Annotated in this window: 23 protein-coding genes, 1 tRNA gene and 1 riboswitch; of the genes, 6 read left to right on the top strand and 18 right to left on the bottom strand. The window is 71.4% G+C overall.

Translation table 11 applies throughout. The features are described 5' to 3' along the window. Nucleotides 1-50: 50 nt before the first annotated feature. A complete protein-coding gene (locus OG580_RS14020; RefSeq protein WP_267044003.1) occupies nucleotides 51-953 on the bottom strand; it encodes a Bax inhibitor-1/YccA family protein in 903 nt (300 codons plus the stop codon). A gap of 182 nt (nucleotides 954-1135) precedes the next feature. Here OG580_RS14020 and OG580_RS14025 point away from each other — a divergent pair, with 182 nt between their 5' ends. Further along, complete coding sequence (locus OG580_RS14025; protein WP_267044004.1) at nucleotides 1136-1759, top strand: hypothetical protein; 624 nt, start codon at nucleotides 1136-1138, stop codon at nucleotides 1757-1759. A 47-nt stretch (nucleotides 1760-1806) separates the two neighbouring features. Here OG580_RS14025 and OG580_RS14030 read toward each other — a convergent pair. Continuing rightward, nucleotides 1807-1893, bottom strand: a tRNA-Leu gene (locus OG580_RS14030). Between the two features lie 390 nt (nucleotides 1894-2283). On the opposite strand from OG580_RS14030, the gene OG580_RS14035 reads away from it, so the two are divergent. Together OG580_RS14035 and OG580_RS14040 are read left to right on the top strand one after the other, a co-directional pair. After that, nucleotides 2284-3054 (top strand): ABC transporter ATP-binding protein, encoded by a 771-nt coding sequence (locus OG580_RS14035; RefSeq protein ID WP_267044005.1) that lies wholly within the window; start codon nucleotides 2284-2286, stop codon nucleotides 3052-3054. A 59-nt stretch (nucleotides 3055-3113) separates the two neighbouring features. After that, a complete protein-coding gene (locus OG580_RS14040) occupies nucleotides 3114-5645 on the top strand; it encodes an ABC transporter permease (RefSeq protein WP_267044006.1) in 2532 nt (843 codons plus the stop codon). Nucleotides 5646-5707: 62 nt separating this feature from the next. Here the strand turns inward: OG580_RS14040 and OG580_RS14045 are convergent, their stop codons facing one another. The 9 genes from OG580_RS14045 to OG580_RS14085 form a co-directional block, all read right to left on the bottom strand. Continuing rightward, entirely contained in the window at nucleotides 5708-7021 is a 1314-nt protein-coding gene (locus OG580_RS14045) for a cyclopropane-fatty-acyl-phospholipid synthase family protein (RefSeq protein WP_267044007.1), read from the bottom strand. 171 nt (nucleotides 7022-7192) lie between these two features. Beyond that, nucleotides 7193-8572, bottom strand: a complete 1380-nt coding sequence (locus tag OG580_RS14050; RefSeq protein ID WP_267044008.1) for an NAD(P)/FAD-dependent oxidoreductase — start codon at nucleotides 8570-8572, stop codon at nucleotides 7193-7195. A gap of 380 nt (nucleotides 8573-8952) precedes the next feature. Then, nucleotides 8953-9891 carry a Ppx/GppA phosphatase family protein gene (locus tag OG580_RS14055; RefSeq protein WP_267044009.1) on the bottom strand — a complete coding sequence of 313 codons (939 nt, stop codon included), beginning with the start codon at nucleotides 9889-9891 and terminating at the stop codon, nucleotides 8953-8955. Next, nucleotides 9888-10433 carry a DUF501 domain-containing protein gene (locus OG580_RS14060; RefSeq protein WP_267044010.1) on the bottom strand — a complete coding sequence of 182 codons (546 nt, stop codon included), beginning with the start codon at nucleotides 10431-10433 and terminating at the stop codon, nucleotides 9888-9890. Before OG580_RS14060 ends, OG580_RS14055 begins: the two co-directional genes overlap by 4 nt. Nucleotides 10434-10474: 41 nt before the next feature. Further along, complete coding sequence (locus OG580_RS14065) at nucleotides 10475-10945, bottom strand: septum formation initiator family protein (RefSeq protein WP_267044011.1); 471 nt, start codon at nucleotides 10943-10945, stop codon at nucleotides 10475-10477. A gap of 106 nt (nucleotides 10946-11051) precedes the next feature. Continuing rightward, nucleotides 11052-12338: a phosphopyruvate hydratase gene (gene eno, locus OG580_RS14070; protein WP_267044012.1), complete on the bottom strand. Its 1287-nt coding sequence runs from the start codon at nucleotides 12336-12338 to the stop codon at nucleotides 11052-11054. 309 nt (nucleotides 12339-12647) lie between these two features. Continuing rightward, nucleotides 12648-13373 carry a transglycosylase family protein gene (locus OG580_RS14075; RefSeq protein ID WP_267044013.1) on the bottom strand — a complete coding sequence of 242 codons (726 nt, stop codon included), beginning with the start codon at nucleotides 13371-13373 and terminating at the stop codon, nucleotides 12648-12650. A gap of 2 nt (nucleotides 13374-13375) precedes the next feature. Beyond that, nucleotides 13376-13549, bottom strand: a riboswitch (cyclic di-AMP (ydaO/yuaA leader). 258 nt (nucleotides 13550-13807) lie between these two features. After that, nucleotides 13808-14953 carry a transglycosylase family protein gene (locus OG580_RS14080; protein ID WP_267044014.1) on the bottom strand — a complete coding sequence of 382 codons (1146 nt, stop codon included), beginning with the start codon at nucleotides 14951-14953 and terminating at the stop codon, nucleotides 13808-13810. Nucleotides 14954-15071: 118 nt separating this feature from the next. After that, complete coding sequence (locus tag OG580_RS14085) at nucleotides 15072-16319, bottom strand: cytochrome P450 (protein ID WP_267044015.1); 1248 nt, start codon at nucleotides 16317-16319, stop codon at nucleotides 15072-15074. An 86-nt stretch (nucleotides 16320-16405) separates the two neighbouring features. Here OG580_RS14085 and OG580_RS14090 point away from each other — a divergent pair, with 86 nt between their 5' ends. Then, a complete protein-coding gene (locus OG580_RS14090; RefSeq protein WP_267044016.1) occupies nucleotides 16406-17617 on the top strand; it encodes a globin domain-containing protein in 1212 nt (403 codons plus the stop codon). A gap of 9 nt (nucleotides 17618-17626) precedes the next feature. Here OG580_RS14090 and OG580_RS14095 read toward each other — a convergent pair whose 3' ends face one another. From OG580_RS14095 to OG580_RS14115, 5 genes are all read right to left on the bottom strand, one after another. Further along, on the bottom strand, nucleotides 17627-17839 hold the full coding sequence (locus OG580_RS14095) for a hypothetical protein (protein ID WP_267044017.1): 213 nt from the start codon (nucleotides 17837-17839) through the stop codon (nucleotides 17627-17629). Beyond that, nucleotides 17836-18795 (bottom strand): nucleoside triphosphate pyrophosphohydrolase, encoded by a 960-nt coding sequence (locus OG580_RS14100; RefSeq protein WP_267044018.1) that lies wholly within the window; start codon nucleotides 18793-18795, stop codon nucleotides 17836-17838. Before OG580_RS14100 ends, OG580_RS14095 begins: the two co-directional genes overlap by 4 nt. A 37-nt stretch (nucleotides 18796-18832) precedes the next feature. Then, on the bottom strand, nucleotides 18833-19483 hold the full coding sequence (locus tag OG580_RS14105) for a SurA N-terminal domain-containing protein (RefSeq protein ID WP_267044019.1): 651 nt from the start codon (nucleotides 19481-19483) through the stop codon (nucleotides 18833-18835). Nucleotides 19484-19563: 80 nt separating this feature from the next. Further along, a complete protein-coding gene (locus OG580_RS14110) occupies nucleotides 19564-20559 on the bottom strand; it encodes a glycosyltransferase family 2 protein (RefSeq protein ID WP_267044020.1) in 996 nt (331 codons plus the stop codon). Between the two features lie 144 nt (nucleotides 20560-20703). Then, nucleotides 20704-21894, bottom strand: a complete 1191-nt coding sequence (locus OG580_RS14115; protein WP_267044021.1) for a transposase — start codon at nucleotides 21892-21894, stop codon at nucleotides 20704-20706. Between the two features lie 171 nt (nucleotides 21895-22065). Between OG580_RS14115 and OG580_RS14120 the strand changes: the two genes are divergently transcribed. Both OG580_RS14120 and OG580_RS14125 read left to right on the top strand, forming a co-directional pair. Further along, nucleotides 22066-24402: a YfhO family protein gene (locus OG580_RS14120; RefSeq protein WP_267044022.1), complete on the top strand. Its 2337-nt coding sequence runs from the start codon at nucleotides 22066-22068 to the stop codon at nucleotides 24400-24402. A 9-nt stretch (nucleotides 24403-24411) separates the two neighbouring features. Continuing rightward, entirely contained in the window at nucleotides 24412-25206 is a 795-nt protein-coding gene (locus OG580_RS14125) for a tetratricopeptide repeat protein (protein ID WP_267044023.1), read from the top strand. A 28-nt stretch (nucleotides 25207-25234) separates the two neighbouring features. On the opposite strand, the gene OG580_RS14130 is transcribed toward OG580_RS14125, so the two are convergent. Both OG580_RS14130 and OG580_RS14135 read right to left on the bottom strand, forming a co-directional pair. Next, the gene (locus tag OG580_RS14130; protein ID WP_267044024.1) at nucleotides 25235-25741 is read right to left on the bottom strand and encodes a GNAT family N-acetyltransferase; all 507 of its coding nucleotides are present in this window, start codon (nucleotides 25739-25741) and stop codon (nucleotides 25235-25237) included. Continuing rightward, nucleotides 25738-26466 carry a DUF2625 domain-containing protein gene (locus tag OG580_RS14135; RefSeq protein ID WP_267044025.1) on the bottom strand — a complete coding sequence of 243 codons (729 nt, stop codon included), beginning with the start codon at nucleotides 26464-26466 and terminating at the stop codon, nucleotides 25738-25740. The genes OG580_RS14130 and OG580_RS14135 overlap by 4 nt, the downstream gene beginning before the upstream one ends. Between the last annotated feature and the right edge of the window lie 32 nt (nucleotides 26467-26498).

A 26498-nucleotide genomic window follows, 5' to 3' on the forward strand; every position in this document is an offset into this window, starting at 1 on the left:
GGCCCGCCCGGCACGAAGCCGGACGGGCCCTTCCCCCGAGCTCGGAGGCGTCAGTCGTCGCCCTGCAGGATCGACAGCAGACGCAGCATCTCCAGGTAGATCCACACCAGGGTCATGGTGAGACCGAAGGCGGCCAGCCAGGCCTCCTCGCGCGGCGCGCCGTAGTTCACGCCGTCCTCGACCTGCTTGAAGTCGAGGGCGAGGAAGCAGGCGCCCAGGATGACGCCGATGACGCCGAAGAGGATGCCGAGGCCACCGCTGCGGAAGCCCAGGCCGTCACCGCCGGCGAAGACGGCGAACAGCATGTTGACCACCATGAGCAGCATGAAGCCCATGGCCGCGGCCATCACGAAGCCGTAGAAGCGTCGGTTGACGCGGATCCAGCCCATCTTGTAGGCGATCAGGACACCGGCGAAGACCGCCATCGTGCCCAGGACCGCCTGGATGACCACGCCGTCGGCGATGTACGTCGAGACGGCGGCCGAGATCACGCCGAGGAAGACGCCCTCGAAGGCCGCGTAGCCCAGGATCAGCGCGGGAGACGGCTTGCGCTTGAAGGACTGCACCATCGCCAGGACGAACGCGACCAGCGCGGCGCCGATGGCGATGCCGTAGGACTTGCCCAGGTTGGCCGAGTCGACCGGCAGCAGGAACCAGGACAGGACGGCGGTGAGCACGACCGTGCCGAGCGTCATGGCCGTACGGCTCACGACGTCGTCGATCGTCATCACGTTGCCGCGGACCTGCTGCGGGGCGCCGAGCTGCGCGTCCTGCGGGGCGTACGGGTTGGTGGCGTACGGATTCGTCGCACCCTCGGCGGCATACGGGTTGCCGGTGGCGTACGGGTTGGTTCCGACGGCGGGGCCCCCGGCCTGCGGCTGCTGCGCGTTCACCGCGTAGCCGTTGTCGCGGCTGAACCCCCGTCGCGAGAAGACCGGGTTGCTGCTCCTCATCTCACTCCTCCATGGCAGACCGCACGGCGCGGCCTTGCGTCAAGGGTAATGCGTAGGCAAAAGAAACTCCCTAGTGCTCGGGGAGGATCTTTTCCCGGAAGATTTCGATCTTCCCCCACGCCACGGCCCACCGCTCCGCGACGCTCGCCCTGTCGGAACCACCCCCCTCCACAGGAGAGCTGATGACCACTGCACCGACCACCGAATGGCACCTGCGCGACGGCAAGGCCCGGGTCTTCCTGGCGCCGGGCCGCCGGGGCATCCAGAGGCCGGTGATCCTCGTCGGGGACGCCGGCACGGACCTCGACACGCTGACCACGAGCCTGGAGGACGGCTCGTACGCACTTCTCGCGGAGCTGCACGCGAGCGGCCGCGACCTGGTCCTCGTCGGCCTCACCGCCGACGGCGCCCTGGGCGGTCAGGGCGAGACCGTCCAGGAGGTCATCATGCGCACGATCGGGGAGCGCGTGGGCAGCGTCCCGCTGGCCGTCGGCGGCACCGGCCGCGGCGCCCTGGTCACCCGCTACGCGCTCGCCAGGTCGGAGAACCAGGCAGTGGACCTCCAGACCTCGGTCCACTTCTCCCACAACGGCACCGCTCCCGCCGGCGAGGCGGAGGTCGACCTGCTGGACCGGATGGGCAACTGGCCGATGCGGCCCCTCAAGCTCGGCCTGATCGGCGGCGGCGCCACGAGCGAGATCGACGTCGAGGCGTTCGACGACTCGAAGAGCGACTCGACCGACCCCGGCTCCGCCCTGCTCTCCAAGGAGCTCGGCACCTGGCTGCTGGAGCGTCTGCCGAGCTGACCGGGTAGGGACTGCGCCGGGCCCCAGGCACTCGCCTGCGGCCCGGTTGGTGCCCGGAACCGGACTTGAACCGGTACGGCCCGAAGGCCAGCGAGGTTTAAGCTCGCCGTGTCTGCGTATTCCACCATCCGGGCGTGGCGCGATGCCCCGCGTTGGCACAGGAGCCTATCGGGGGCCCCTCGGACGCACTTCCCCCGTTCAGCGGAGCAGCGGCCCGATGTTGTCTTATTTTATTGACGCCTGAGGGTGCGTCAGTGCAGGTGGGGGCCTTTTCCCCGAACTGTGACGGGGGTCGCAGGCGCAAAGCCACGGGCGAGGGAATGACGGAAAGTCGTCGCACGTCTGTCACCTCGGCCGAGAGGCGACTCTCAGGGTCGCCGTCATACCTCAGGAGGACGGCCGGGGGCTCCGGTCCGACTCGAGGCTGCCCCCGGAACGGGCACGTGGACGGACGCTTCGGGCCGGAACGCTCGACACGATGGAGGGGTTCCCGCAGCAGCCCCGCAGTGACAGGAGTCCTCCTCGTGACCACCACCCCCACCGTGTCCCGTGCCACCGCGGTGGCCGCCCGCGCCATGGATCTGTCGAAGGTCTACGGCCACGGCGAGACCCAGGTGGTCGCGCTCGACCACGTCACCGTCGACTTCCGGCAGGGCGAGTTCACCGCGATCATGGGCCCCTCCGGCTCCGGCAAGTCGACGCTGATGCACTGCGTCGCCGGCCTGGACTCCTTCTCCTCCGGCTCGGTACGGATCGGCGAGACGGAGCTCTCCACCCTCAAGGACAAGCAGCTCACCCAGCTGCGCCGGGACAAGATCGGCTTCATCTTCCAGGCCTTCAACCTGCTGCCGACGCTGACGGCCCTGGAGAACATCACGCTGCCGATGGACATCGCGGGCCGCAAGCCCGACAAGCAGTGGGTCCAGCAGGTCATCGACATGCTCGGTCTCTCCGCCCGGCTCAGCCACCGGCCCACCGAGCTCTCCGGCGGCCAGCAGCAGCGCGTGGCCGTGGCCCGCGCCCTGGCCTCCCGCCCCGAGATCATCTTCGGCGACGAGCCGACCGGAAACCTGGACTCGCGCTCCGGCGCCGAGGTCCTGGGCTTCCTGCGCAACTCGGTCCGCGAGCTGGGCCAGACCGTCGTCATGGTCACCCACGACCCGGTGGCCGCCTCCTACGCGGACCGCGTGATCTTCCTCGCCGACGGCCGGATCGTCGACGAGATGCCGAACCCGACGGCCGACGGGGTGCTCGACCGCATGAAGGCCTTCGACGCCAAGGGCCGTACGAGCTGAGACGGCGACACCGCCGCACCCCTGCCCGCCGTCCTCCCCCTTTCCTTCAGGACACACCCATGTTCCGTACCGCCCTGCGCAACGTCCTCGCGCACAAGGCGAGACTGCTGATGACCGTCCTCGCCGTGATGCTCGGCGTGGCCTTCGTCTCCGGCACCCTCGTCTTCACCGACACCCTCTCCCAGGCCCTGCGCGGCCAGTCGGCCAAGAGCTACGACGATGTCGCCGTCGCCGTCGAGATGTACCCGAGCCCCGAGGAGGCCCGGAAGACCCCCGGTCTCTCCGAGGCCGTCGTCGACAAGGTCGCCGCGCTCGACGGGGTCACCTCCGTCTCCGCCCGCGTCGACGGCTTCGCCGGCGTGCCCGACGAGAACGGCAAGCTGATCGGCCTCGGCTGGGCCAACAAGGGCACCAACTTCGCCCCCGGCAAGGACGGCAAGGACGGCGCGTACGCCTTCACCACGGGCACCGGACCGGCCGAAGCCCGCCAGGTCGCCCTGGACAAGGACACCGCGGACAAGGGTGGCTACAAGGTCGGCGACACCGTCCGCGTGGCCACCAACGGCCCGGTACAGGAGTACACCCTCTCCGGTGTCTTCACGACCGACGACGGCGCCGTCAACGCGGGCGGCAGCCTCGTCCTCTTCGACACCCCCGTCGCCCAGAAGCTCTACCTGAAGCCCGGGTACTTCAAGAACCTGACCGTCACCGCCCCCGGCGCCGACGCGGACAAGCTCCTCGACCAGGTCCTGAAGGTCGTCCCGAAGGCGGCCACCGCCCAGACCGGCCAGGCCCTCGCCGACCAGCAGGCCAAGGACATCGAGAGCGGGCTCGGCGCCTTCAACCAGATGCTGCTCGGCTTCGCCGGCATCGCGCTCTTCGTCGGCGTCTTCCTGATCTCCAACACCTTCACGATGCTGGTCGCCCAGCGCACGAAGGAACTCGCGCTGATGCGCGCCGTCGGCGCCTCGCGCAAGCAGATCACCCGGTCCGTCCTCGCCGAGGCGGGTCTGGTCGGCCTGGTCGCCTCCGCCGTCGGCTACGTCCTCGGCATCGGCCTCGCGGTCGGTCTCCGCTCCGCGATGGCCGCCTTCGAACTGAAGGTGCCGGACGGCCCGCTGGTCCTCGAAGCCACCCCGGTCCTCTCGGCCTTCGGCGTCGGCATCCTGATCACCATGCTCGCCGCCTGGCTGCCCGGCCGCCGCGCCGCGAAGATCCCGCCGGTCGCCGCCATGAACAGCGTGCACGCGACCCCCAACACCAAGTCCCTCGTCGTACGGAACGCGATCGGCGCGGCCCTCACCGCGCTCGGCGCCGTGCTCATCGTGCTCGGCGCGGGGCAGGGCGGCGACGACGGCCGGATGCTCATCGCGGGCGGAGCCTTCGTCACCCTCATCGGCGTGATCGTCCTGATCCCGTTCCTGTCCCGGCCCGTGATCGCCGTGATCCGCCCGTTCTTCGTGACGGCCTTCGGCGTCTCCGGCAGGCTCGCCGGCCTGAACGCGGTCCGCAACCCGCGCCGCACCGGCGCCACCGCCTCCGCACTCGCCATCGGCCTCACCCTGGTCACCGGCCTCTCGGTGCTCGGTGTGAGCGCGGGCACGGCCCTCGACAAGATGACGGTCGACCAGATCAAGGCCGACTACATGGTCACCATGGCCGGCGGCGGCCAGGGCCTCAGCAACGAGGCGCTCGCCGCCCTGGAGAAGGCCCCGGGCGTCACCGCGGTCTCCCCGCAGCAGGCCGGTGCCCTGGAGATCAAGGGCGACTACGCCTCGGCCTCCGGCGTCACCCCCGGCGACGTCGAGAAGGTCCTCAACCTGAACGTCGTGAACGGCTCCCTGGCCTCCCTCGGCGAGGGCATGATCGCCGTCGACGACAAGACCGCCGCGAAGCGCGGTCTGAAGGTCGGCACCGCGGTCCCCGTCGCCTACATGGACAAGCAGAAGAGCACCCTGACCGTCGGCGCGATCTACGAGCAGAGCGAGTTCGTCTCGCCGGTGCTCATCGACAAGAAGCTCCTCGACGCGCACGAGCAGCAGGCGTACATCGGCCAGATCTTCGTCTCGACGGACGGCGGACCCACCGACGCCAACGAGCAGGCCCTGGCCAAGGCGATGGGCGACAACCCGGCGATCACCGTCCTGGACAAGAAGGACATCCGCGACGAGTTCGGCGGCCAGATCAACCTGATGCTCAACATCATGTACGGCCTGCTCGGCATGGCCCTGATCATCGCGGTCCTGGGCGTCGTCAACACCCTCGCGATGTCCGTCTTCGAGCGCCAGCAGGAGATCGGGATGCTGCGGGCGATCGGTCTCGACCGGCGCCGTGTGAAGCGGATGGTCCGTCTGGAGGCCGTGGTCATCTCGGTGTTCGGAGCGGTCGTCGGCATCGGTCTCGGCTCGTTCCTCGGCTGGGCGATCGGCCAGACGTTCAAGAACAGCCTGCCGGGCTACACCCTGGTCCTGCCCTGGGACCGGATCGGTGTCTTCCTGGTCCTGGCCGCCCTGGTCGGCGTCCTCGCCTCCCTGTGGCCGGCCCGGAGCGCGGCGAAGCTGAACATGCTCTCCGCCATCAAGGCCGAGTAGGCACGGATACGACTGAAGGGCCGGCCTCCCACCCGGGAGGCCGGCCCTTCGCCGTACGCGCGTCAGTCCGTCTTCTCGTTCCAGACCCGCGGCCGCAGCGCCGTCCCGCCGGTCCCCGCGACCGGGGTCTTCACGGCGAGGAACTGGTTCACGCCGATCCGGTTGCGCTCGAAGGAGACGGCGGACGCCGCCATGTAGAGCCGCCAGATCCGGGCCCGGCCGGGTGAGGTGAGCCGGACCGCGCGGCCCCACTCCCGCTCCAGGTTGGCCACCCACCGGCGGAGCGTCAGCGCGTAGTGCTCGCGGAGCGCCTCGACGTCGCGGACCTCGAAGCCGGCGTCCTCCAGGGTGGACAGCGTCCGTCCCATGGGGGCGAGTTCGCCGTCGGGGAAGACGTACGCGTCGATGAAGGGGTCGACCTCGTAGGCCTGCTCGTCGGGCTCGGGGCGGCGGGAGATCTGGTGGTTCAGGAGCCGTCCGCCCGGCTTGAGGAGCCCGTACAGGGTGTCGGCGTACTCCCGGTACTTCACGGCCCCGACGTGCTCGGCCATGCCGATCGAGGAGATCGCGTCGTACGGGCCGTCCGGGACGTCCCGGTAGTCCTGGACGCGGATCTCGACGAGGTCGGTGAGGCCCTCGTCGGCGACGCGCTTGCGGGCGTAGGCGGCCTGCTCGCGGGAGAGGGTGATGCCGACGACCCGGGCGCCGTACTCGCGGGCGGCGTGCAGGGCCATGGAGCCCCAGCCGCAGCCCACGTCGAGGAGCCGGTCGCCCTCCTTGAGGTTCAGCTTGCGGGCGACGAGGTCCAGCTTGTCGCGCTGGGCGTCCTCCAGGGTGCCGCCCTCGGTCCAGTACGCGCAGGAGTAGACCATGGAGGGGCCGAGGACGATCGTGTAGAAGTCGTTGCCCACGTCGTAGTGGTGACTGATCGCCTGTTTGTCGCGGCGCCTGGTGTGCCGGCTGCCGCTGCGGCCGCGCATCTCCTCGACGGGCGGGGGCGGGGGCGGCAGGGGGCCGGCGAGCCGCATCAGGGCGCGGGCGGCGGAGCGGAGCCGGGGGTCCTTCACCGAGTCGCGTACGGCGGCGAGGCGGCTCCTGGTGTCCTCGGGGCGCTCCCAGAGGAGACCCGAGATCCGGTCCAGGACGTCGTACAGGTCCCCTTCGACGTCGAGCTCCCCGGCCACCCAGGCACGGGCCAGGCCCAGTTCGCCGGGCTTCCAGATCATCCTCCGCAGGGCCCGGCGGTCGCGGACGATCAGGACGGGGGCGCCTGCGGGGCCGGCCTCGCTGCCGTCCCAGGCTCGCAGACGGACCGGGAGCGGTCCGCCGAGGAGTTCCTCTGCGAGAGTCGTCAGCCGCGACGCGGCGTCGGCCATGGTGCACACCTCCGTGATCTCGTGCCCCAGAAATGCTCGTCACCAAGGGAACACCCTCCGTAGGCTTTTCCCATCCCGGCGCAGCGCAACGAGTCGGCAAAACACGCGAAGGGCCGTCCGCACCACGGATGGCGGACGGCCCTTGCGGGGTACTGCGGGTACTGCGGTGCCTTAGGAGGCCTTGGCCTTCTCCTGAGCCGGCGCGGCCGGGGCGGGGGCGGGCTTGGCGGCCTCGTAGAACTCCTCGCGCGGCGTCTCGATGGCGCCGAGGGAGACGACCTCACGCTTGAGGAACATCGCGAGGGTCCAGTCGGCGAAGACGCGGATCTTGCGGTTCCAGGTCGGCATCGCCATGCCGTGGTAGCCACGGTGCATGTACCAGGCGAGACGGCCCTTGAGCTTGATCTTCACCTTGCCCATGACGATCATCGCGACGCCCTTGTGGAGGCCGAGGCCGGCCACGGCGCCCTTGTTGGCGTGGCTGTACTCGGCCTGCGGGAAGCCGCGCATGCCGGCCACCACGTTGTCACCGAGGATCTTCGCCTGACGCAGCGCGTGCTGGGCGTTCGGCGGGCACCAGGCGTTCGGGTTGCCGGCCTTGCGGCCGACCATGTCCGGCACCTGGGCGTTGTCGCCCGCGGCCCACGCGTAGTCGAGGCCGTTGATCTGGAGCTTCTCGTTGCAGTCCACGTGGCCGCGGGGGCCGAGCGGCAGACCGAAGCGGGAGAGCGCCGGGTTCGGCTTCACACCGGCGGTCCACACGATCGTGTTGGAGTCGACCTCGAGGCCGTTCTTCAGCACGACGTGGCCGTCGACGCAGGAGTCCATCGAGGTCTCGAGGTAGATCTCGATACCGCGGCCCTCGAGGTGCTCCTTGCCGTACTGGCCGAGCTTCGGGCCCACCTCGGGGAGGATCTTGTCGGCCGCGTCGACCAGGACGAAGCGCATGTCCTCGCGCTTGACGTTCTGGTAGTACTTCGACGCGTCACGGGCCAGGTCCTCGACCTCACCGATGGTCTCCGCGCCGGCGAAGCCGCCGCCCACGAAGACGAAGGTCAGCGCCTTGCGGCGGACCTCCTCGTCGGTGGTCGAGTCGGCCTTGTCCAGCTGCTCGAGGACGTGGTTGCGCAGGCCGATGGCCTCCTCGATGCCCTTCATGCCGATGCCCTGCTCGGCGAGGCCGGGGATCGGGAAGGTGCGGGAGACCGCGCCCATCGCGATGACCAGGTAGTCGAAGGGCAGCTCGTACGCCTCGCCGACGAGCGGCGCGACGGTGGCGACCTTGCGGTCCTGGTCGATGGTGGTGACCCGACCGGTGAGCACCTCGGCCTTGGGGAGGACGCGTCGCAGCGGGACGACGACGTGCCTCGGCGAGATGCTGCCGGCGGCGGCTTCGGGCAGGAAGGGCTGGTAGGTCATGTACGACCGCGGGTCGACGACCGTGACGGTCGCCTCCGCGTAGCGCATCTTCTTGAGGATGCGCCGAGCTGCGTACAGGCCTACGTACCCGCCGCCTACTACGAGGATCCTGGGACGCTCCGTGGTGCTCATGAGATCGAGTATCCACCCCGTCCGGGGGGGTTGCTCGTGCGCCCCTTCACAAGGTCCTGGCGCACCTCTGCTACACTCCGCCGCCCACGTGATCCATGTCATGGCACTGCAAAGGAACCGGGGTGCAACGGCGAACGTTGTTCACCCCTTGTGAACTGGCCTGGAGAGGCCTCGTTAACGCTGAACCACCGGGTGCGTTCACACGATGGAAACAACGAGCGAAGAGGCCTCCGCGCCTGCGAAAGGGCCCTGAGACGCCCCCCGGAGGGCCCAAAGACCCTCCTCGAACCTCTCTCGGACGCCATCAGGGCCCTTTTCCTTGTGAAGAACTTCACGAACTTTCCCGACGGTATGTCGCCGGATGGCTCGATAGCTGCCCGCTATGCCACGGATAGGGCGATCCCATCGAGGATGTCGTGCTCGCTGACGACCACCTCGCTCGCTCCGACGCGCTCCACGATCTCCCTCAGGACGAGCGCCCCGGCGATGATCACGTCGACCCGGCCCGGGTGGATGACGGGGATCGCGGCCCGCTCGTCGTGGGTGGAGGCGAGGAGCCGGTCGGTGACCTCGGCGACCTGGGCGGCGGAGATCCGGGCGTGGTGGATCTTCTCGGAGTCGTACTCCGGGAGCCCCAGCGCGATCGCGGCGACCGTGGTGACCGAGCCGGCGAGCCCGACGAGGGTCTCCGCCGTGCCGATCGGCACGGTCTCGGCGGCCAGGTCGAGCGCGGCCCGGACGTCGGCGCGGATCGCGGCGACCTCCTCGGCGGTCGGCGGGTCGTGCCGGACGTGCCGCTCGGTCAGCCGGACACAGCCGATGTCGACGGAGCGGGCGGCCTCGACGTGCTTGTTTCCGGTGACGAACTCGGTCGAGCCGCCGCCGATGTCCACGACGAGGTACGTCTCCGAGCCGTGCAGCTCACCGGTGGCACCGGTGAAGGAGAACGCGGCCTCCTGGTCGCCGGTGATCACCTCGGGCTCGACGCCCAGGATCTCCATGACCCCGTTCACGAACTCGTCGCGGTTCTCGGCGTCGCGCGAGGCGGAGGTGGCGACGAAGCGGAGCCTCTCGGCGCCCAGCTCCTTGATGACCTCCGCGTACTCGCGGCAGGCGGCGAAGGTCCGCTCCAGCGCCTCGGGGGCGAGCCGGCCCGTCCTGTCGACGCCCTGCCCGAGCCGGACGATCGTCATCCGCCGGTCCAGCTCGACGAGGTCACCCGTCGAGCCCGCGCCGGAGGCGCTGTCGGACACCGTGACGTCGGCGACGAGGAGGCGGATGGAGTTCGTACCGCAGTCGATTCCGGCGACCCGGGTCACTTCTCCTCCCCGTCCTTCTCCTTGTCCGCGCACGGGGAGACGCAGGGGCCCTTCGCCCACCACTCCGGCAGCATCGCGAGCGCCTCGTCACCGAACGGGTTGACCCCGGGGCCGGCGGCCAGCGAGTGGCCGACGAGGACGTGCAGGCACTTGACCCGGTCCGGCATGCCGCCGGCGCTCGGGAAGCCCTCCAGGACCTCGATCGCGTCACGGCGCGCGATGTAGTCCTCGTGCGCGGCGCGGTAGGCGGCGGCGAGCTCCGGGTCGGTGGCGAGCCGGGCCTGCATCTCCTTCATGACCCCGTTGGCCTCCAGGGTGCCGATGGCCGAGGCCGCCCGGGGACAGGTCAGGTAGTACGTCGTCGGGAACGGCGTGCCGTCGGGGAGCCGGGGCGCGGTCTCGACGACGTCCGGGTTCCCGCACGGGCAGCGGTGCGCGATGGCGCGCAGGCCGCGGGGCGGCCGGCCGAGCTGCTGCTCGAAGGCGGCGATGTCCGCCTCGGTGGGCTCGGTGCGTTCGGTCTGCGGAGGGGGCGTTTCCATGTCTGCCTTGATCGTGTGTCGGGGCCACCAAGAGGGCCTGGTCAGGGGCGGTCGGCGTGGTCGACGCCGTCCCAGAGGTTGTCGTACCAGGGGCGTTCCGCCGTCCCCTGGTCGGCGCGGGGCCGCTGCTCCGCGTCGGGGTCGTTCACGGTGAAGCCGGTCTCGCCGGGCAGCACGTAGTGCAGGTGCTCGCGGGCGAGGCGGCGGACGTAGGCCGGGTCCTGGAGGCGGGCCTTCTCGTCCCGCAGCCCCTCGACCCGCTCGGCGGCCTCGGCGGCCCGGCGCTCCTGGTCGGCGATCTCGCCCTGCTGGGAGACGTAGCTCCGTATCGGGTAGGCGAGCGCCACGACGAGGGAGCAGACCACGAGGGCGAGGAAGGCCGCACGGCCGGTGAGCCGGGAGCGGCGGGCCTGGCGGCGGGTCTGGGAGCGGTAGACACGGGCGGCGGTCTGCTCGCCGAGCAGCCTGATCCGGGTCGCGGTCGAGAACCGGTCCCGGTCCTTCGCGGCCATGTCGTGTCGCCTCCCCTGTTCATACGTACGTCCCCGCACACGGTACGGGACCGAGTGCGGGGACGTCCGGAGGCGGCTTCAGAGAGAAGGGCCTTTGATCAGCTGATCAGCCCTTGAAGCGCGGGAAGGCGCTGCGGCCGGCGTAGACCGCGGCGTCGTCGAGGATCTCCTCGATGCGCAGCAGCTGGTTGTACTTGGCGACGCGGTCCGAGCGGGCCGGGGCGCCGGTCTTGATCTGACCGCAGTTCACGGCGACCGCGAGGTCGGCGATGGTGACGTCCTCGGTCTCGCCGGAGCGGTGGGACATCATGCACTTGAAGCCGTTGCGCTGGGCCAGCTCGACGGCGTCCAGGGTCTCGGTGAGCGAGCCGATCTGGTTCACCTTGACCAGGAGGGCGTTCGCGGTGCCCTCCTCGATGCCGCGGGCGAGGCGCTCCGGGTTGGTGACGAAGAGGTCGTCGCCGACGATCTGGACCTTGGAGCCCAGCTTGTCGGTGAGGACCTTCCAGCCCGCCCAGTCGTCCTCGTACAGCGGGTCCTCGATGGAGACCATCGGGTACGCGGAGACGAGCTCCTCGTAGTACTCGGTCATCTCGGCGGCCGAGCGGGACTTGCCCTCGAACTCGTACGTGCCGTCCTTGTAGAACTCGGACGCGGCCACGTCGAGCGCGAGCGCGACGTCGGAGCCCGGGGTGTAGCCGGCCTCCTTGATGGCCTCGACGATGAGGTCCAGGGCGGCGCGGTTCGACTCGAGGTTCGGCGCGAAGCCGCCCTCGTCGCCGAGGCCGGTGGAGAGGCCCTTGCGCTTCAGCACGGCCTTGAGGGTGTGGTAGATCTCCGCACCCCAGCGAAGGGCCTCGGAGAAGGACTCCGCGCCGATCGGGGCGATCATGAACTCCTGGATGTCCACGTTGGAGTCGGCGTGCGACCCACCGTTGAGGATGTTCATCATCGGAACGGGCAGCAGGTGCGCGTTCGGGCCGCCGAGGTAGCGGAAGAGCGGGAGGTCCGAGGCCTCGGCCGCGGCGTGCGCGACGGCGAGGGAGACGCCGAGGATGGCGTTGGCGCCGAGGGAGCCCTTGTTCTCGGTGGCGTCCAGGTCGAACATGGCCTGGTCGATCAGGCGCTGCTCGGTGGCGTCGTAGCCGACGAGCTCCGGGCCGATCTGCTCGATGACGGCGAGGACGGCCTTCTCGACACCCTTGCCGAGGTAGCGGTTGGGGTCACCGTCGCGAAGCTCGATGGCCTCGAACGCACCGGTGGAGGCACCGGACGGAACAGCAGCACGGCCGGTGCTGCCGTCGTCGAGGCCGACCTCGACCTCGACCGTGGGGTTGCCTCGGGAGTCCAGGATTTCCCGGGCTACGACGACGTCGATGGACGGCACGAGCATCTCCTTCTGGGATGTGACGCTGGATGTGACGCAAGGTCGGTGCAGGGTCGCTTGGCCTTGCGACAAGAGCCTAACCGGCTCCGGGGGTCCGGCCGGCCGTGCGCCCGCCCCCTGGGACGAAAAAGGACCCAAGGGCATGCATCCCGGGACGAACGACCCCGGATCTACTGGACAGTAACCGTCAATTCCCCGTGAAACGCGGAAACCCCGGTCCGGCGCGCACGGGGGAGAGTGCGCCGGACCGGGGTGGTCACCGCGGGAGGGTCGTCGGGGCCGGGTGAGCCGCCGGACTCACACGGGCCGCCGGCCTCACTTGAGGTGGAGCTGCTGACCCACGTAGATGAGGTCGGCGTTGTCCACGACGTCCTCGTTCAGGTCGAAGAGCTTGACCCAGCCGCCCGTGACGCCCTGCGCCTGAGCGATCTTGCCGAGGGTGTCGCCGGCCTTGACCCGGTACTCGCCGTCACCCTTCTTGACCGTCTTGCCGGTCGGGGTGGTGAGGGTCTTCTTGGTGGCGGCCTTCGGCGCGGCGTGCTGCTGCGTGGTCTTCTTCGGGGCCTGGCGCTGCTCGCTGCGGGTGGTCGGCTGCTCGGCCGTGCGCTCCTGCCGCGGCTGCTTGACGGTCCGCTGCGGCGCGCTCTCGGTGGCTTCGCCGCTGTACGAGGTGCCGGAGAGGCCCACGCCACAGCTCGGCCAGGCACCCTTGCCCTGGCCCGCGAGGACCTTCTCGGCGATGGTGATCTGCTGGGACTTCGACGCCTGGTTGGCGTTCGGGGCGTAGGCGGTACCGCCGTACGCGGCCCAGGTGGAGCTCGAGAACTGCAGGCCGCCGTAGTAGCCGTTGCCGGTGTTGATGGACCAGTTGCCACCGGACTCGCACTGGGCGACGCGGTCCCACTCGGAGGACGTCGCGGCCGAGGCGGTGCCCGCGGTCATCAGCGGGGCGGCGACGGCGACACCGGTGACGCCGACGAGCGTGACGACCTGGGTGGCCTTGGAGGGACGACGGTGTTTGCCCTTGGCGGAAAACAGCATGGAATTCTCCTCACCGACGCCTACGAGGTGAGCTGTCGGGTTCGGGCCAATGAGTTGCCCGGCCACGTGTCCTTGCACGTGGCTTCACCCCAAGCCGATCGTCGGCCGTCTGTCTCAACGGCCGGGGTCGGCACTTACCTTGGGTCCCCCGCTCCTGCCTTCGGCGCTTACGCGACGACTGTTCCCATCAACCGACGGCAGGATTCGGCGTTTCGGTCGACGGGGCCCGCGGTGGCGAGCGGTTACGACCGTAGACACAGACCCACCGGAAGTTCAAAGAGGCGTATTGCGGAAATATCGCCCCTACTTGCCCTCCGGTGGGGGCTGTTTGCGCAGGTGGGAGGTGACGGGAGCAAAGTTCGCGGACGTGACACGCCAGTTGGGGCGAAGAGACCCATGTCTCACTTGCCCAGAACTGGACATAAGCCCCTGAACTACCCCGCCTGCTCGGCCGAACCGTTCGTCAGGTCAAGGCTCTGACCAGGGACGATGAGGTTCGGATCGGCGCCCACGGTCCCGCGGTTGGCGTCATAGAGGGCGTTCCAGCCCCCGGGGAGTTCGTTTTCCTGTGCAATCTCGGACAGGTTGTCACCGGGCCGCACCGTGTAAGCGCCCGAAGCGTCCTGACTGTCCGTTGCGCCCGCATTCGTCACCCCGTCAGGCGTGGACGCCGTGGCGGAGCTTTCCGCCGACTTGTCCGCCTCCGAAGCGTGTCGTCCGGATTCGGGCGATGTGCCCGTTGCGCCCGTTGCGCCGGTTTCATCCGGAGCCGCCTCGCCCCGGTGCTTGCCGGTTCCGGGCGTGGCCGACGAGGTGTCACCCGTCGACGTTCCGGGCGTTCCGGGCGTAAGGGACGCATCGGGCGTCGCCGGGGTGGTCGGCGACGTCGTCGAGCCCGGGTCCGACGGCGTACCGGGAGTGACCGGCACCACGGGAGCGGTCGGGCTGACCGGCGTCGCGGGGGTGACGGGCACGACGGTCGCGGCGGGGTCCTTCGACGCCTGGCCGGACCCGACGGAGCCGACGGTCCCGGGGGACGCGGCGGATCCGGTCGGCGCGGTGGTCACGGCCGACTCGGCGGCCCTGGCCGCGGCGGAGACCTCCTCGGGGGTGACCGGGACGCCCGCGGTCCGGTTCGACTCCGCGACGGGCCCGGTGGGCGCCTTCGTCGCGGTGGCCGGGCCGGGGTCCACGCCCGTGGCCTTGCCGTCGTTCCTCAGGCCGGCGATCGGCGCGCAGGTGGCCCAGTCGGTGCTGCCGGCGGCGAGCGCCCTGTCGGCGACCGCGATCTGCTGGGCGCGGCTGGCGAGGTCGGGGCTGGGCGCGTAGGCGAGGCCGCCGTTCCGCTCCCAGCTGTCCTGCGTGAACTGCAGGCCGCCGTACATCCCGTTGCCGAAGTTCGCACTCCACTGGCCACCGGACTCGCACTCGGCGACCCGGTCCCAGGTGGCGGAGTCGGCGGCGGAGGCGGAGCCGGTGGCGAGCAGCGGCAGCGCCATCGCCGAACCGGTCACGCCCGCGGCGACGACGATGGCGGGGGCCTGACGGGGGCGACGGTGTCTTCCGTTCCCGGAGCGCATAGGAACGCCTTTCGCGTGGCGGCTGAGACTGCCGGGAAACGTAGCGGCATTCGAACGCTCATCACAAGTCGATGGACCCCCGATCACGCGAAGATCACAGTTCTGACGCTCCGTCAGTTCACTGCAGTCGTACGGAAGGGGAGAATTCCACCGGAAGCGTTCGCAATCCCCGCATGATGAGCCCCCCGCGCCACCGCAGTTCGGCCGGATCGGCCGCAAGTCGCAGGTCCGGCAGCCGAGTCAGCAGCGTCGCGAGCGCGGCCTGTCCCTCCAGCCGGGCGAGCGGCGCCCCCAGGCAGTAGTGGATGCCGTGCCCGTACCCGAGGTGCTGGTTGTCGCGCCGGGACAGGTCCAGCGTGTCCGCGTCCGCGAACCGCTCCGGGTCCCGGTTCGCGGCGGCGAGCACCACGAGCACCGGGTCGCCCGCCGGGATCTCCTGCCCGCCGATGGTCAGCGGCTCCGTCGCGTACCGCCAGGTGGCCATCTCCACCGGCCCGTCGTACCGCAGCAGCTCCTCGACCCCGGTCTCCAGGAGTCCCGTCTCCCCGGCGGCGATCGAGGCCTGGAGCCGCTCCCGCTGCCCGGGGTGGCCCAGCAGCTGGTAGACGCCGTTCCCGATGAGGTTCACGGTCGTCTCGAAACCGGCGAAGAGGATGATGAAGGCCATCGCGGCGGCCTCGTTCTCCGTGAGGTGCTCGCCGTGGTCCGAGGCCCGGATGAGCCCCGAGATGAGGTCCTCGCCGGGCTCCTCGCGCTTGCGGTGGATGAGCTCCGCGAGATAGCCGCGCATCTTCTTCACCGACCGGGCGACCCCGCCGCGCGGCCCGCCGCCGTGCCGGATCATCATCCCGGCCCAGTCCCGGAAGTCGTCCTGGTCCTCCGGCGGGACACCGAGCAGGTCACAGATCGCGTAGATGGGGAGCGGGAAGGCGAAGCCGTGGATGAGGTCCGCGCTCCCCTTCTCCACGAAGCCGTCGATGAGCCGGTCGGTCAGCTCCTGCACGCGCGGTGCGAACTCCGCGACCCGGCGCGGGGTGAAGGCCTTCGAGACGAGCCGCCGCAGCCGGGTGTGGTCGGGCGGGTCGATGTTGAGCAGATGCGTCATCAGCTCGGCCTTGCGCTCCCCCGGGATGCCCGTCTTCCCCTTCGCGTGCGGGGACTCGTCGTGGTGCGCGGGGTTCTTGGACAGCCGCTGGTCCGCGAGGGCCTGCCGGGCGTCCCCGTACCGGGTCACGAGCCAGGCCTCGACCCCGCTGGGCAGCTTCGTCCGGTGCACGGGCGCGTGCTCCCGGAGCCAGGCGTAGGAGGGGTACGGATCGCTGGCGAACTCCCAGGTGAAGAGCTCGGGGACGGGGGTAGTGCTCACCCTCCGACGGTACAGGGCGGCCTCGGGGGAACAATCATGGAGAACCCGTGATCAAGAGGTGTGCGCCGTGCCTTAGATTCTTGCCAGTGGATCCCCAGCTGATCAGAAGCACGTTCGCGATCGTCGAGAGACGGGCCGAGCATGCCGTCACCTTCTTCTACTCGCACCTCTTCTGGCACAACCCGGCCGTACGCGAGCTCTTCCCCCCGGACATGGTCCCGCAGCGGGACCGGCTCTTCGCCGCGCTCACCCATGTGGTGACGCATCTGGAGGATCCCGCGCTCGCCGGCTACCTGGGGCACCTGGGCCGCGACCACCGCAAGTTCCTGGCCTCACCCGCGCTGTACGCCGCCGTCGGGGAGAGCCTGATCGCCGCGTTCGCGCACGCGGCCGGCTCCGCCTGGACGATCGAGGCGGAGAAGGCCTGGACCGAGGCGTACGGGCTCGTGGCCGACCTGATGCTCGCGGGCGCCGACGAGGCCTCCGGGACCGGGGAGCCCGCCTGGTGGGACGCGGACGTCGTCCGCCACGAGCGGTACGGCGACAGCCTGGCCGTCCTGACCCTGCGGCCCCGGCAGCCCTTCCCGTACGCCGCCGGCCAGTACGTCAGCGTCAGCTCGCTCCGGGTCCCGCGCGTCTGGCGCACCTACTCCCTCGCGAACGCGCCCCGCCCGGACGGCACGCTCGACCTCCACGTGAGCCGGATCCCCGGCGGCGCGATGAGCACGGCGCTCGTCGGCGAGACGGGGCCCGGCGAGGTCCTGCGGCTCAGCGCCCCGGGCGGCGGCCTCGCCGCGCGTCCGCCCTCGGGCGGACCCCGCACGTATATATGCGGGGGTACGGGCTGGGCCCCGGTGAAGGCCCTCCTGGAGGCGGCCGCCGAGTCCGAGCCGGAGCTGGAGGGCCGGCTGTTCGTCGTGGCCCGCGCCAAGGACCACCTGTACGGACGCCCGGACGCCGAGGCCCTGAAGGAACGTCTCCCCGGACTGAACGTCACCTACATCACCGCGGCCCCCGGACGCCGCCGCGACCAGGCGACCGAGCGGCTGCTCCAGGCACTCCGGGCCTGCGAGCAGTGGCCGGCGCACGACGTCTACCTCGCGGGGCCGCCCGGCTTCCTGACGGAGGTCGTCGAGGCCCTGGAGGACCTGGGCACCGACCCGGACCGGATCCACCACGACACCCTGCCGTCCGTCGGCCGCTTCACGGCCCGCCCGAGCTCCGCGGCCGAACGCCTCCTCGGCCCGCCCCAGCTCCACTGGCACGACCCGGACGCCCGCGCACCGCGCGAGGACTGAGCCGGGGCCTCAGGCGCGGGCGTGGGCGCGCGTGCGCAGGCGCCACACGACGACCCGCACCAGCCTTGTCACGGCCCACAGTGCGAGCAGCCCGAACATGGTCCGCCACCACCAGGCCGAGTCGTCGCCCGCCGCCTCCCACAGGGCGAACAGGGCAAGCATGACCGTCCCGCCCAGATCGCCGACGGCAACCGGCCGTCGGAGCTCCTTCCGCTCCGTCACAGCCCTTCCACCGCGCGGATCGCGTCGCGGTACGTACGGGCCGCCGCGCGCAGGGCCGCCTCCGGGTCCACGCCCGCCGCCTCCGCCCGTGCGGCGAGGCCGAGCAGCTCGTACCCGATGCCCTCGCCCTCCGGCAGGGGCACGTCGAGCCCCGCCGTCCGCACCCGGCCCGCGAGCTTCGCGGCGAGCGCGAGTCCCGGCTGGCCGAGCGGCACCCCGTCGGTCACGGACTCCCGCTGCTTCTCGACGGCCTTGGTCCGCAGCCAGAGGGCCTTGACCTCCTCGGGCGTCTCGGCGGTCGCGTCCCCGAAGACGTGCGGGTGCCGGTGGATCAGCTTCTCCACGATCGTCGCGGCGACGTCGTCCACGGAGAACGGCTCCTCCGGGTCGTCCTCGGCGACGCGGGCGTGGAAGATCACCTGGAGCAGGACGTCCCCGAGCTCCTCGCGCAGCTCCTCGCGGTCGCCGACCTCGATCGCCTCGACGAGTTCGTACGCCTCCTCGATGCCGTACTTGGCGAGGCCGTCGTGCGTCTGCCGGGAGGACCACGGGCACTCGCGCCGGATGCGGTCCATGACCTGCACCAGGTCCAGGAGGCGGGAGCCGGGCAGGTCGTACGAGCCGGGGAGCAGCTCCAGGTCGGGCATGGAGACCCGGCCGGAGCCGGCGAGCCGGGCGAGCCCGTCGGTCAGCGCGCGGTCGCCCTCGCCGGAGGGGAGCAGCACGACGGTCCGGCCGCCGGCGCACTCCTCGACGAGCTCCTGCGCGGTGGGCCGGACGTGCTCGACGGCGACCCCGGCCTCCTTCAGGTACGGCAGCTGGGGGTGGTGCTCGTCGGAACAGAGCACCCGGTCCGCGCCGTGCAGCGCCTGCCACGCGGGCCAGGACAGCAGTCCGGGCGCCACGCGGTGGCTGGCGGTGAGCAGAACGATGCGGCCGGGGCTCTCAGATGTCACCCCTCGAACCTACCGGGAGCCGGACACCGGTCCGGACTCAGGCACCGGCCTGAGCCGCGCCGGGGTCCCTGCTGATCTGCCGCAGCCACGGGCTGGTCGCGGCGGCGAGCTGGACCTGGGAGTCGTCCCAGGCGCCGAAGCGCGGGTTCACGTCGATGTCGAGGGACTTCGAGGCGGCGGTGAAGACGTCCGTGAGCTTCTTCTGGCCGTCGGGGGTCTCGGTGATCCCCAGCTTCTCGGCGATCTTGTTCATGAGGACGTTGCGGCGGACGACGTCGTCGATCTGGTCGGGTGCCACGCCCTGCTCCTGGAGCAGGACGGCGGCCAGCCGGTCCTCGCCGCCGCTCTGCTGGACGAAGGCGGTGCGGGTCTGCTGGAGCTCGGCGCGGGTGGCGGTGACGCCGTTCTCCTTCGCGACGGCGGCCACGACCCGGTCGAAGATCAGGCCGTTGAGCTTGCGGCGGCTGAGGTCACCGCTGGTGCCGAGCAGCTGGGCGGCCTGCGGGGAGGCGGCCTGCGCGGCCCGCGCGTCCTTGACCTGCGCCTGGAGGGTGGAGACCTCGATCCGCTCGCCGCCGACGACGGCCGCCGCTCCTGGATGGGCGTCACTCCCGCAGGCGGTGAGCAACGGCGCCGCGAGGAGCGCGGCGGAGACGGAGAGAGCAATGCGGCGATCGCGGCGGTGCACAGGAGCCTCCCGGGCGGGTCGTGCGTCAGTTGAACGACCTTGCGGTGATCGATGGTAGGGAGTCGCCGGGGCCGTAGCCACTACTTCGGAGCGACTGTTTCCCACAACGAGTCACCGGTCCGCCTGGTGTCGGCCCGCATCTCGCTCTCCTTGGGCCCCGTCTCCGTCTCCTGCACCAGGTAGTGGGGGCGCCGTTTCACCTCGTAGTAGATGCGGCCGACGTACTCGCCGATGAGTCCGACCATCACCATCTGGACGCCGGCGAGTGCGGTGACGGCGACGAGGAGGGTGACGTAGCCGGGTGTGTCGACGCCGTTGACCAGGGCGTCTCCGACGATCCAGGCGGAGTAGAGGAAGGCGAGGGAGACGAGGAGCAGGCCGAGGTAGACGGCGGCCCGCAGGGGCTTGTTGTTGAAGGAGAGGAGTCCGTCGAGCCCGTAGTTGAGGAGCTTGCCGAAGGTCCACTTGGAGCGGCCCTGTTCGCGGACGGCGTTCTCGTAGGAGAACGTCGTCGTCCGGAAACCGACCCAGGCGAAGAGGCCCTTGGAGAAGCGGTTGTACTCGCCGAGGCCGAGGAGGGCGTCGACGGTACGGCGGGAGAGCAGCCGGAAGTCGCCGACGCCGTCGACGAGCTCGACGTCCACGAGCCGGTTGATGGCCCGGTAGTACAGCCGGGCGGTCAGGGTGCGGGTGACGCGGTCTCCCTCGCGGGTGCGGCGGGCGACGACCTGGTCGTACCCCTCGGCGTGCAGGGCGACCATGCGGTGCACGAGCTCGGGCGGGTGCTGGAGGTCGGCGTCCATGATCACCACGGCGTCGCCGGCGGCGTGGCGGAGGCCGGCGAGCATCGCGGCCTCCTTGCCGAAGTTGCGGCTGAAGGAGACGTAGCGGACGCGGCCGGGGTCGGCGGCGGCGAGCTCCTGGAGGAGCGGGAGGGTCCGGTCCCGGCTGCCGTCGTCCACGTAGACCAGCTCGAAGTCCCCCTCGAGACGGGAGAATTCGTCGGTCACGCGGGCATGGAAGCGGGTGAGGACGTCGTCCTCGTTGAAGCACGGGACCACGATCGAGAGCAGCACGCGGACCACGACAACGGAGCCCGGTGTCCCAGCCGGTCCGCGTGGATGGCGGACAGACGACCATTGCGTCAACTTCTCTGCCCAGAGGGCGTTGATTGCAAGTGGAGCGCGGCTGGCTGCCGCGTGGTTCCCCTGCGTCCGGAATCAGCGTGTGCTGATTCTGGGGCGGTTGACCGCGCCCCGCTTCCACGCGGCTTCGCCTCGGTGGGCGATGTTGCGGGAGCCGTTGTGGTCCGCGTGCATGACGGTCCCGCAGGACCGGCAGACGAACCGTGCTTGATCCACACGGTTGGTCCGGTGGGTGTGCCAGCACTCGGAGCACTGGCGGGAGGTGTTGCGCGGGTCCACGAAGACCACGGGCACCCCCGCCCGTCGCGCCTTGTACTCGACGAAACCGCCGAGCTGGGCGAACGCCCAGGAGTGCAGTCGTGCCCGCTGGTCCTTCTTGGCCGTAACCCTCTGCCGAATGCCCGAGAGGTCTTCCAGGGCGATCCCGCGCGAGGTGCGTTCAGCGGTGGCGACGAGCTGTTTGGCGATGATGTGGTTGGTGTTGACGGCGTGCCGGGCCTCCCGGCGACGGACACGCTTCAAGACCCGCTTCGCGGACTTGGTGCGCTTCTTCTGCAACTTCTGCCGCAGGTCACGGTGTCGCTGCCGGTAGCGGTTGAGCCTGCGGCCGGCCATGATCTCGCCGTCCGAGGTGGTGGCGATGTTGACGATGCCGAGGTCCACGCCGAGGAAGCCGTCCGGCTCGAACACCTCGGGCTCGGGGATGTCGATGGTGGCGACCAGGAAGAACCTGCCGTCCCGCATCACCAGATCCGACTCTCCCTCGCGGGAGGCCAGGAGCTCGAATGCCTGATCAGAGCAGACGAACGGAACGTGCTTGATCCGCCCGGCCACGGTCCAGATCGACACCGTACGGGCGTCGAGGTTCCACGTCAGGATGCGGTCGTCGAACGGCTGAGCCGCGTCCTCACGGAACCGGATCGGCTTCGCCTCCGCCCGCACGCGCCGCTTCGAGCCCTCCCGGCCGATGTTCCCGGCCTTGATGTTGCCTTTCAGGGTGGCGTAGGCGTCGCAGACCTTCTTCACGACCCGCACAGCGGGCTGGGCCCCAAGGTCGTAATCCGCCTTGAGGGTGAAGTACACCTCCTGCTGCAACACGTTCCGCCGCTTGAGGTTCTTGGCGAAAGCCACGTCCGAAGCATGGTTCGCGGCCCGGTTGCAGGCACGCAGGGTCGCCGCCAGCGCATCCGCGTCATACGCGGACGCAGGCAACAACTTCACCTGCGCGACAATTTTCACGCAAACCACGCTAGTACGATCGGTCATAGGAGAGCAACTCGCCCCCGGGTGCGCCGAAGGGAGCTCCACCGCTCCACACCTTCACGCCAGCAGGCGATTGCTCCCGGGCCTGAATCCGGAACGCCCCGGCTAATACGCGGTGAACTGTCCTGCTGTATCTGCCTCTTCCCGTCGGGGCACTGGCATATTCGACCCGTCATGCCGAACACCACGCGCTCGTGCCTGGCGGCCGCCCTCCTCTCCGTGGCCGCCGTCTGCGCTGGGGACGCCGCCGCCCGCGTCTTCCCCTTCGGGCCGCGCCACCGGGCCGTCAACGACCTCGCGAACCAGTTCGTGCCGTTCCACGCGCACCTCTGGGACCTGCTGCACGGCCGCGCGGACGGCGGGCCGCTGCTCGACTGGCAGGCGGGCTGGGGCACGAGCTTCCTCCCCGACTACGGCACCTACCTGTCGAGCCCCTTCGCCCCGCTCGTCGCCCTCTTCCCGCGCGGGGACATCGAGTACGCGGTGTACGGGATCACCGTCCTGAAGACGGCGGTCTCGGCGGCCGCGATGACGTTCCTGCTGCGGCGCCTCGGACCGGGCGCGTGGTGGTGGGCGGCGGTCCTGGGCGCCTCGTACGCGCTGTGCGGCTGGTCGCTCGCGGAGGGCACGTACAACCCCATGTGGCTGGACGGCCTGATCGCCTTCCCGCTGCTCTGCCTGGTCGGCGAGTGGGTACGGGAGGGCCGGCGGCCGCTCCTTGGACCGCTGGTGGTCGCGGTCTGCTGGCTCGCGAACTTCTACACGGCCTACATGGCGACCCTCGGCGCGGCCCTCGTGCTCCTGGTACGGCTGGCGACGACCGACTCCCTCCGGGCGCGGACACTGGCCCGGGCGGCGGTGACCACGACCATCGGCATCGGCCTCACGGCCCCCGTCCTCGTCCCCGTCTTCCTCGGCTCCCGCCACGCCCACCCGGGCCTGGTCCGCGCGTTCGACCCGGCGGCCGGTACCGACGTGCTGGCCCGGCTGCTCCCGGCGACGTACAGCTTCGCCACCCCGGCGGCCTTCGTCTGCACGGCGGTGCCGCTGCTCGCGGGGACGCTGCTCTTCCGCCGGGACGTCCCGGGCCGTGAGCGGTGGCTGTGGGCGGGCCTGTGCGCGGCCGTCGCGATGTCGCTGCAGTGGGGCCCCACGCACCTCGTCTGGCATGTCTTCGCCACCCCGAACGGCAGCCCGTACCGCCAGACCTTCGTCCTCTCCGGCGTCCTCGTCCTCGCCGCCTGGACGGCCGTCTCGCACGGCCTCCCGGACCGCCGGGCGCTGCTCGGCGGGGCGGGCGTCGTCCTGGCCCTCGCGGCGGGCGCGCTGCCCAGCCCGCTCGTCACCCGCGGGGCGCTGCTGCTCGCGGGCGCGGGCCTCGCGGCGGTGGCGGGCGCGCTCCTCCTGCCCCGCCGGGGCCGGTACGGGGCCGTCGCCGCGCTCCTCGTGACGGGCACGCTGCTCGGGCAGGCCGCGGCGACGACGGCGTACGCGGACCGGGAGCGGATCGCCCGGCTCGACGACTACCCGCCGCTGGGCGTGGAGCAGGAGCGGCGGGCGGCGGCCCTGGCGGCGGCCGACGGCTGGCCCGCGTACCGCGTGGACACGGGCCTCCCCCGGTTCGCCGGGAACGATCCCCTCCTCCTGGGCGGCCAGGGCGCCGCGTACTACAGCAGCCACACCCCGGCGGTCCTCACGAAGACGCTGACCGCGCTCGGCGGCGGCTGGACCTCGCGGGGCCGGAACCTGCTGAGCCCGGACAACCCGGTGACGGACGCGGTGTTCGGGGTGGGGGCGCGGTGGCGGGACGGTGCCGTCCACCGTACGGAGACGTACCTCCCCCTGGTGACGGTACGGCCGCCGGGCCCGCCCCCGGTCTACGGCCCGTCCCCCTTCCGCAACCAGGAACTCCTCCTCGGCGCGCGGGTGTACGAGGCTCCGCGCGCGGGCGCGTGCCCGGTCGGCACCGAGGTCTTCCTCTGGGCCCCCGACGCGAGCGGCCGGGCCCGACTGGGCACCCGCACGGCCGACCTCCTGGGCGGCCGGCCGAAGCGCAGCGCGGCGATGACCTCGCTGGGCGTCCAGCGGACGGCGGGCACGAGGGTGGAGGTGCCGGGCGGCGGCAGGAGCGAGGTCGGCTGCCTGGACCACGCCCGGCTGCGGGAGGCGGTGACGGCCCTCCGCGCCAAGGCCGCCACGTCGGTCCGCCCCACGGCGGACGGCATCAGCGCGACGGTCCCCCGGGGCCCGGGCACGGTGGTCGTCGCGGCCCCCCACATCGCGGGCTGGCGGTGCGCGAACACCCCCACGGCCTCGTACGGCGGCCTCCTCGCCCTCCCGACGGCGTCGACCGGCACCGGGACGGTCGACTGCGTCTTCCGCCCGCCCGGCCTGCGGGCGGGCCTGGCGGCGGGGGTGGGCTCACTGGCGATACTGCTCCTGTGGCGCGCGGCCGCCCGCAGGCGTTCCCGCCCCGCCGCGGCGCCGCCCCCCATTTGCCGGTCGGTCTAAGGTCGTCGCATGCATCTGGACGAGGGACGAAGGGCCGCCGAGGCCGGGGACTGGGTGGCGGCGGGGCACGCGTTCGTGCGGGCCGCCATGGAGGGCAGCGCGGAGGGCGCCGAACTGGCTACCCAGGTGACCGTGGGACTCGTACCGCTGGCGGACGCCGGGTCGGCGGAGGCGGCCGCGCTGCTCGCCGGGATCTACCTGGAGTACTTCGACGAGTCGGCCCTGCCCGACGCCGTGCGGTACGCCCGCGCGGCGGCCGGGGCCGGGCTCCCGGCCGGAGAGCGCACCTACGGCTACATGCTGCTCGAAGGGATCGGCGTCGAGGAGGACCACGCCCGCGCCGCCGAACTGTTCAGGACGGCCGCCGAGGCCGGGGACGCCTACGCCTGCCTCAACCTCGCCCAGCTGGTCGACGACCCCGACGAGTCCCGCCGCCTCCTCGAGGAGGCCGCGCGCGCGGGCGTCGACGTGGCCGGCGTCCTGCTCGCCGACGAGCTCTCCTCGCTCGACCGGGACGAGGAGGCGCTGACCTGGTACCTCTGGGCGGCCGAGCGCGGCCACACGGGCGCGATGAACGCCGCCGCCTGCTGGTACCGCGACGGCTTCGGCACCGATCCGGATCCGGTGCAGGCGGTGCGCTGGTTCTTCGTCATGTCGGCGTACGGCGACGGGGACGGCGTCCACGAGGCGATCGAACTGGCGAAGTCCGGAGGCGTCGACGAGAACCAGGTCCGCGAGGCCGGCCGCCTCGCGAACGACCCCGCCGCGGCGGAGGCCCTGATCGCCACGGTGTGGGGCGGCTGAGACCGGACCCCAGGGCCCGTCCGGCGGATCAGGGTCGGACAGGACCCAGCCGCCAGCGGATCTCCCCGTCCTCCCGTTCCTCCGTCGCCGTGAGGCCCGCCGCGCGGGCGACTGCGGCGGAGGCCGCGTGCTCCGGGTGGACGTGCGCGAGCACCGTTCGTACGCCCTGGGTCGTGAGCAGGTCCACGAGCCCCCGGGCCGCCTCGCGGGCGATGCCCCTGCCCTGCCACTCGGTGCCGACGACCCACGCGATCTCCGCGACCCGCCCGCCGTCCGTGACGGTCGCCTGGACGGTCCCGGCGAGCCGGTCCTCGTCGCGGAGCCGCACGACCCAGTTGGCCCAGACGACGGCCGGGTCGGGCGATCCGGCGGTCAGCCGCTCGTACCGGGCGCGCAGTTCGGGCGCGGTCAGCGGGGCGCCGCCGATGAACGTGTGCAGGGCGGGGTCGGCCAGGACGGCGGCCATCTCCTCCGCGTGGGCGACGGCGAGCGGCACGAGGTCGAGCCGCCGGGTCCGCAGGACCGTCCCGTTCACAGCGCCCCCAGGAATCCGGGGTCGGCCTCGTCGAACTGCATGCTCGTGTCCCGCTCGAGGTCCAGCAGCTCGGCCATCGCCACGACACTCCGGCTCGTCGCCGCCAGGTCCTGGTGCGCCTCGGCGGACCACAGCGGCGGGTAGAGCGTGAGCCCCCGGTCCCCGTCCAGCTCACGGACCTCGTCGCGCCAGCCGGGCCAGCGCAGCCCCTCGTAGAACTCCTCCGTGCCGCCCGACAGCATCCACGACAGCCAGGCCCCGTAGCCGGCGCCCAGCGCGTCCCACCGCAGCGAGTCCGGCGCGAAGTAGACGATCTCCCCGGGCTGTCCCGGGAGTCCGACCTGGTCCGCCGGCCCGCCCTGGACGACGAACACGCCGCCCAGCACGTCGTGGGCCACGACGAGCCCGGCCCTGGGCCGCCAGTCGGGGACGGTCACCGGCGGATAGCTGTTGACCCGCGCGATCCCGGGCATCCGCCGCTCGTTGTCGGCGGCCGGACTGCCGTACACCCGCAACCAGCCGTCGTCGACGAACGCGCCCCCGCTGTGCAGCACGAACGCCCCCAGGAACGACCGCACGGTCACCTGCGTCTGCAGCAGCGCGGCGGCGCCCCGCTCCGCGTCGGCGGCCAGCGCCTCGACGGGGACGGACGCCGCCCGCAGCTCCTCGCCGAGGACCGGCCACGCCGGGTCCTCGACCTCGATCAGTTCACTCAGTTCACGCACCGGGGAATGCTCGCACGAGTGGCGCGGCCGAG

It is taken from the genome of Streptomyces sp. NBC_00094, assembly GCF_026343125.1.
Classification (GTDB): domain Bacteria; phylum Actinomycetota; class Actinomycetes; order Streptomycetales; family Streptomycetaceae; genus Streptomyces.

Excerpts from the sequence above, each read along its gene's own strand:
- OG580_RS14060 (WP_267044010.1), bottom strand. The coding sequence starts at position 10,433 with ATGGAAACGCCCCCTCCGCAGACCGAACGCACCGAGCCCACCGAGGCG.
- OG580_RS14020 (WP_267044003.1), bottom strand. The coding sequence starts at position 953 with ATGAGGAGCAGCAACCCGGTCTTCTCGCGACGGGGGTTCAGCCGCGAC.
- OG580_RS14125 (WP_267044023.1), top strand. The coding sequence starts at position 24,412 with ATGCATCTGGACGAGGGACGAAGGGCCGCCGAGGCCGGGGACTGGGTG.
- OG580_RS14120 (WP_267044022.1), top strand. The coding sequence starts at position 22,066 with ATGCCGAACACCACGCGCTCGTGCCTGGCGGCCGCCCTCCTCTCCGTG.
- OG580_RS14025 (WP_267044004.1), top strand. The coding sequence starts at position 1,136 with ATGACCACTGCACCGACCACCGAATGGCACCTGCGCGACGGCAAGGCC.
- OG580_RS14075 (WP_267044013.1), bottom strand. The coding sequence starts at position 13,373 with ATGCTGTTTTCCGCCAAGGGCAAACACCGTCGTCCCTCCAAGGCCACC.
- OG580_RS14050 (WP_267044008.1), bottom strand. The coding sequence starts at position 8,572 with ATGAGCACCACGGAGCGTCCCAGGATCCTCGTAGTAGGCGGCGGGTAC.
- OG580_RS14040 (WP_267044006.1), top strand. The coding sequence starts at position 3,114 with ATGTTCCGTACCGCCCTGCGCAACGTCCTCGCGCACAAGGCGAGACTG.
- OG580_RS14045 (WP_267044007.1), bottom strand. The coding sequence starts at position 7,021 with ATGGCCGACGCCGCGTCGCGGCTGACGACTCTCGCAGAGGAACTCCTC.
- OG580_RS14065 (WP_267044011.1), bottom strand. The coding sequence starts at position 10,945 with ATGGCCGCGAAGGACCGGGACCGGTTCTCGACCGCGACCCGGATCAGG.
- eno (WP_267044012.1), bottom strand. The coding sequence starts at position 12,338 with ATGCTCGTGCCGTCCATCGACGTCGTCGTAGCCCGGGAAATCCTGGAC.
- OG580_RS14115 (WP_267044021.1), bottom strand. The coding sequence starts at position 21,894 with ATGACCGATCGTACTAGCGTGGTTTGCGTGAAAATTGTCGCGCAGGTG.
- OG580_RS14080 (WP_267044014.1), bottom strand. The coding sequence starts at position 14,953 with ATGCGCTCCGGGAACGGAAGACACCGTCGCCCCCGTCAGGCCCCCGCC.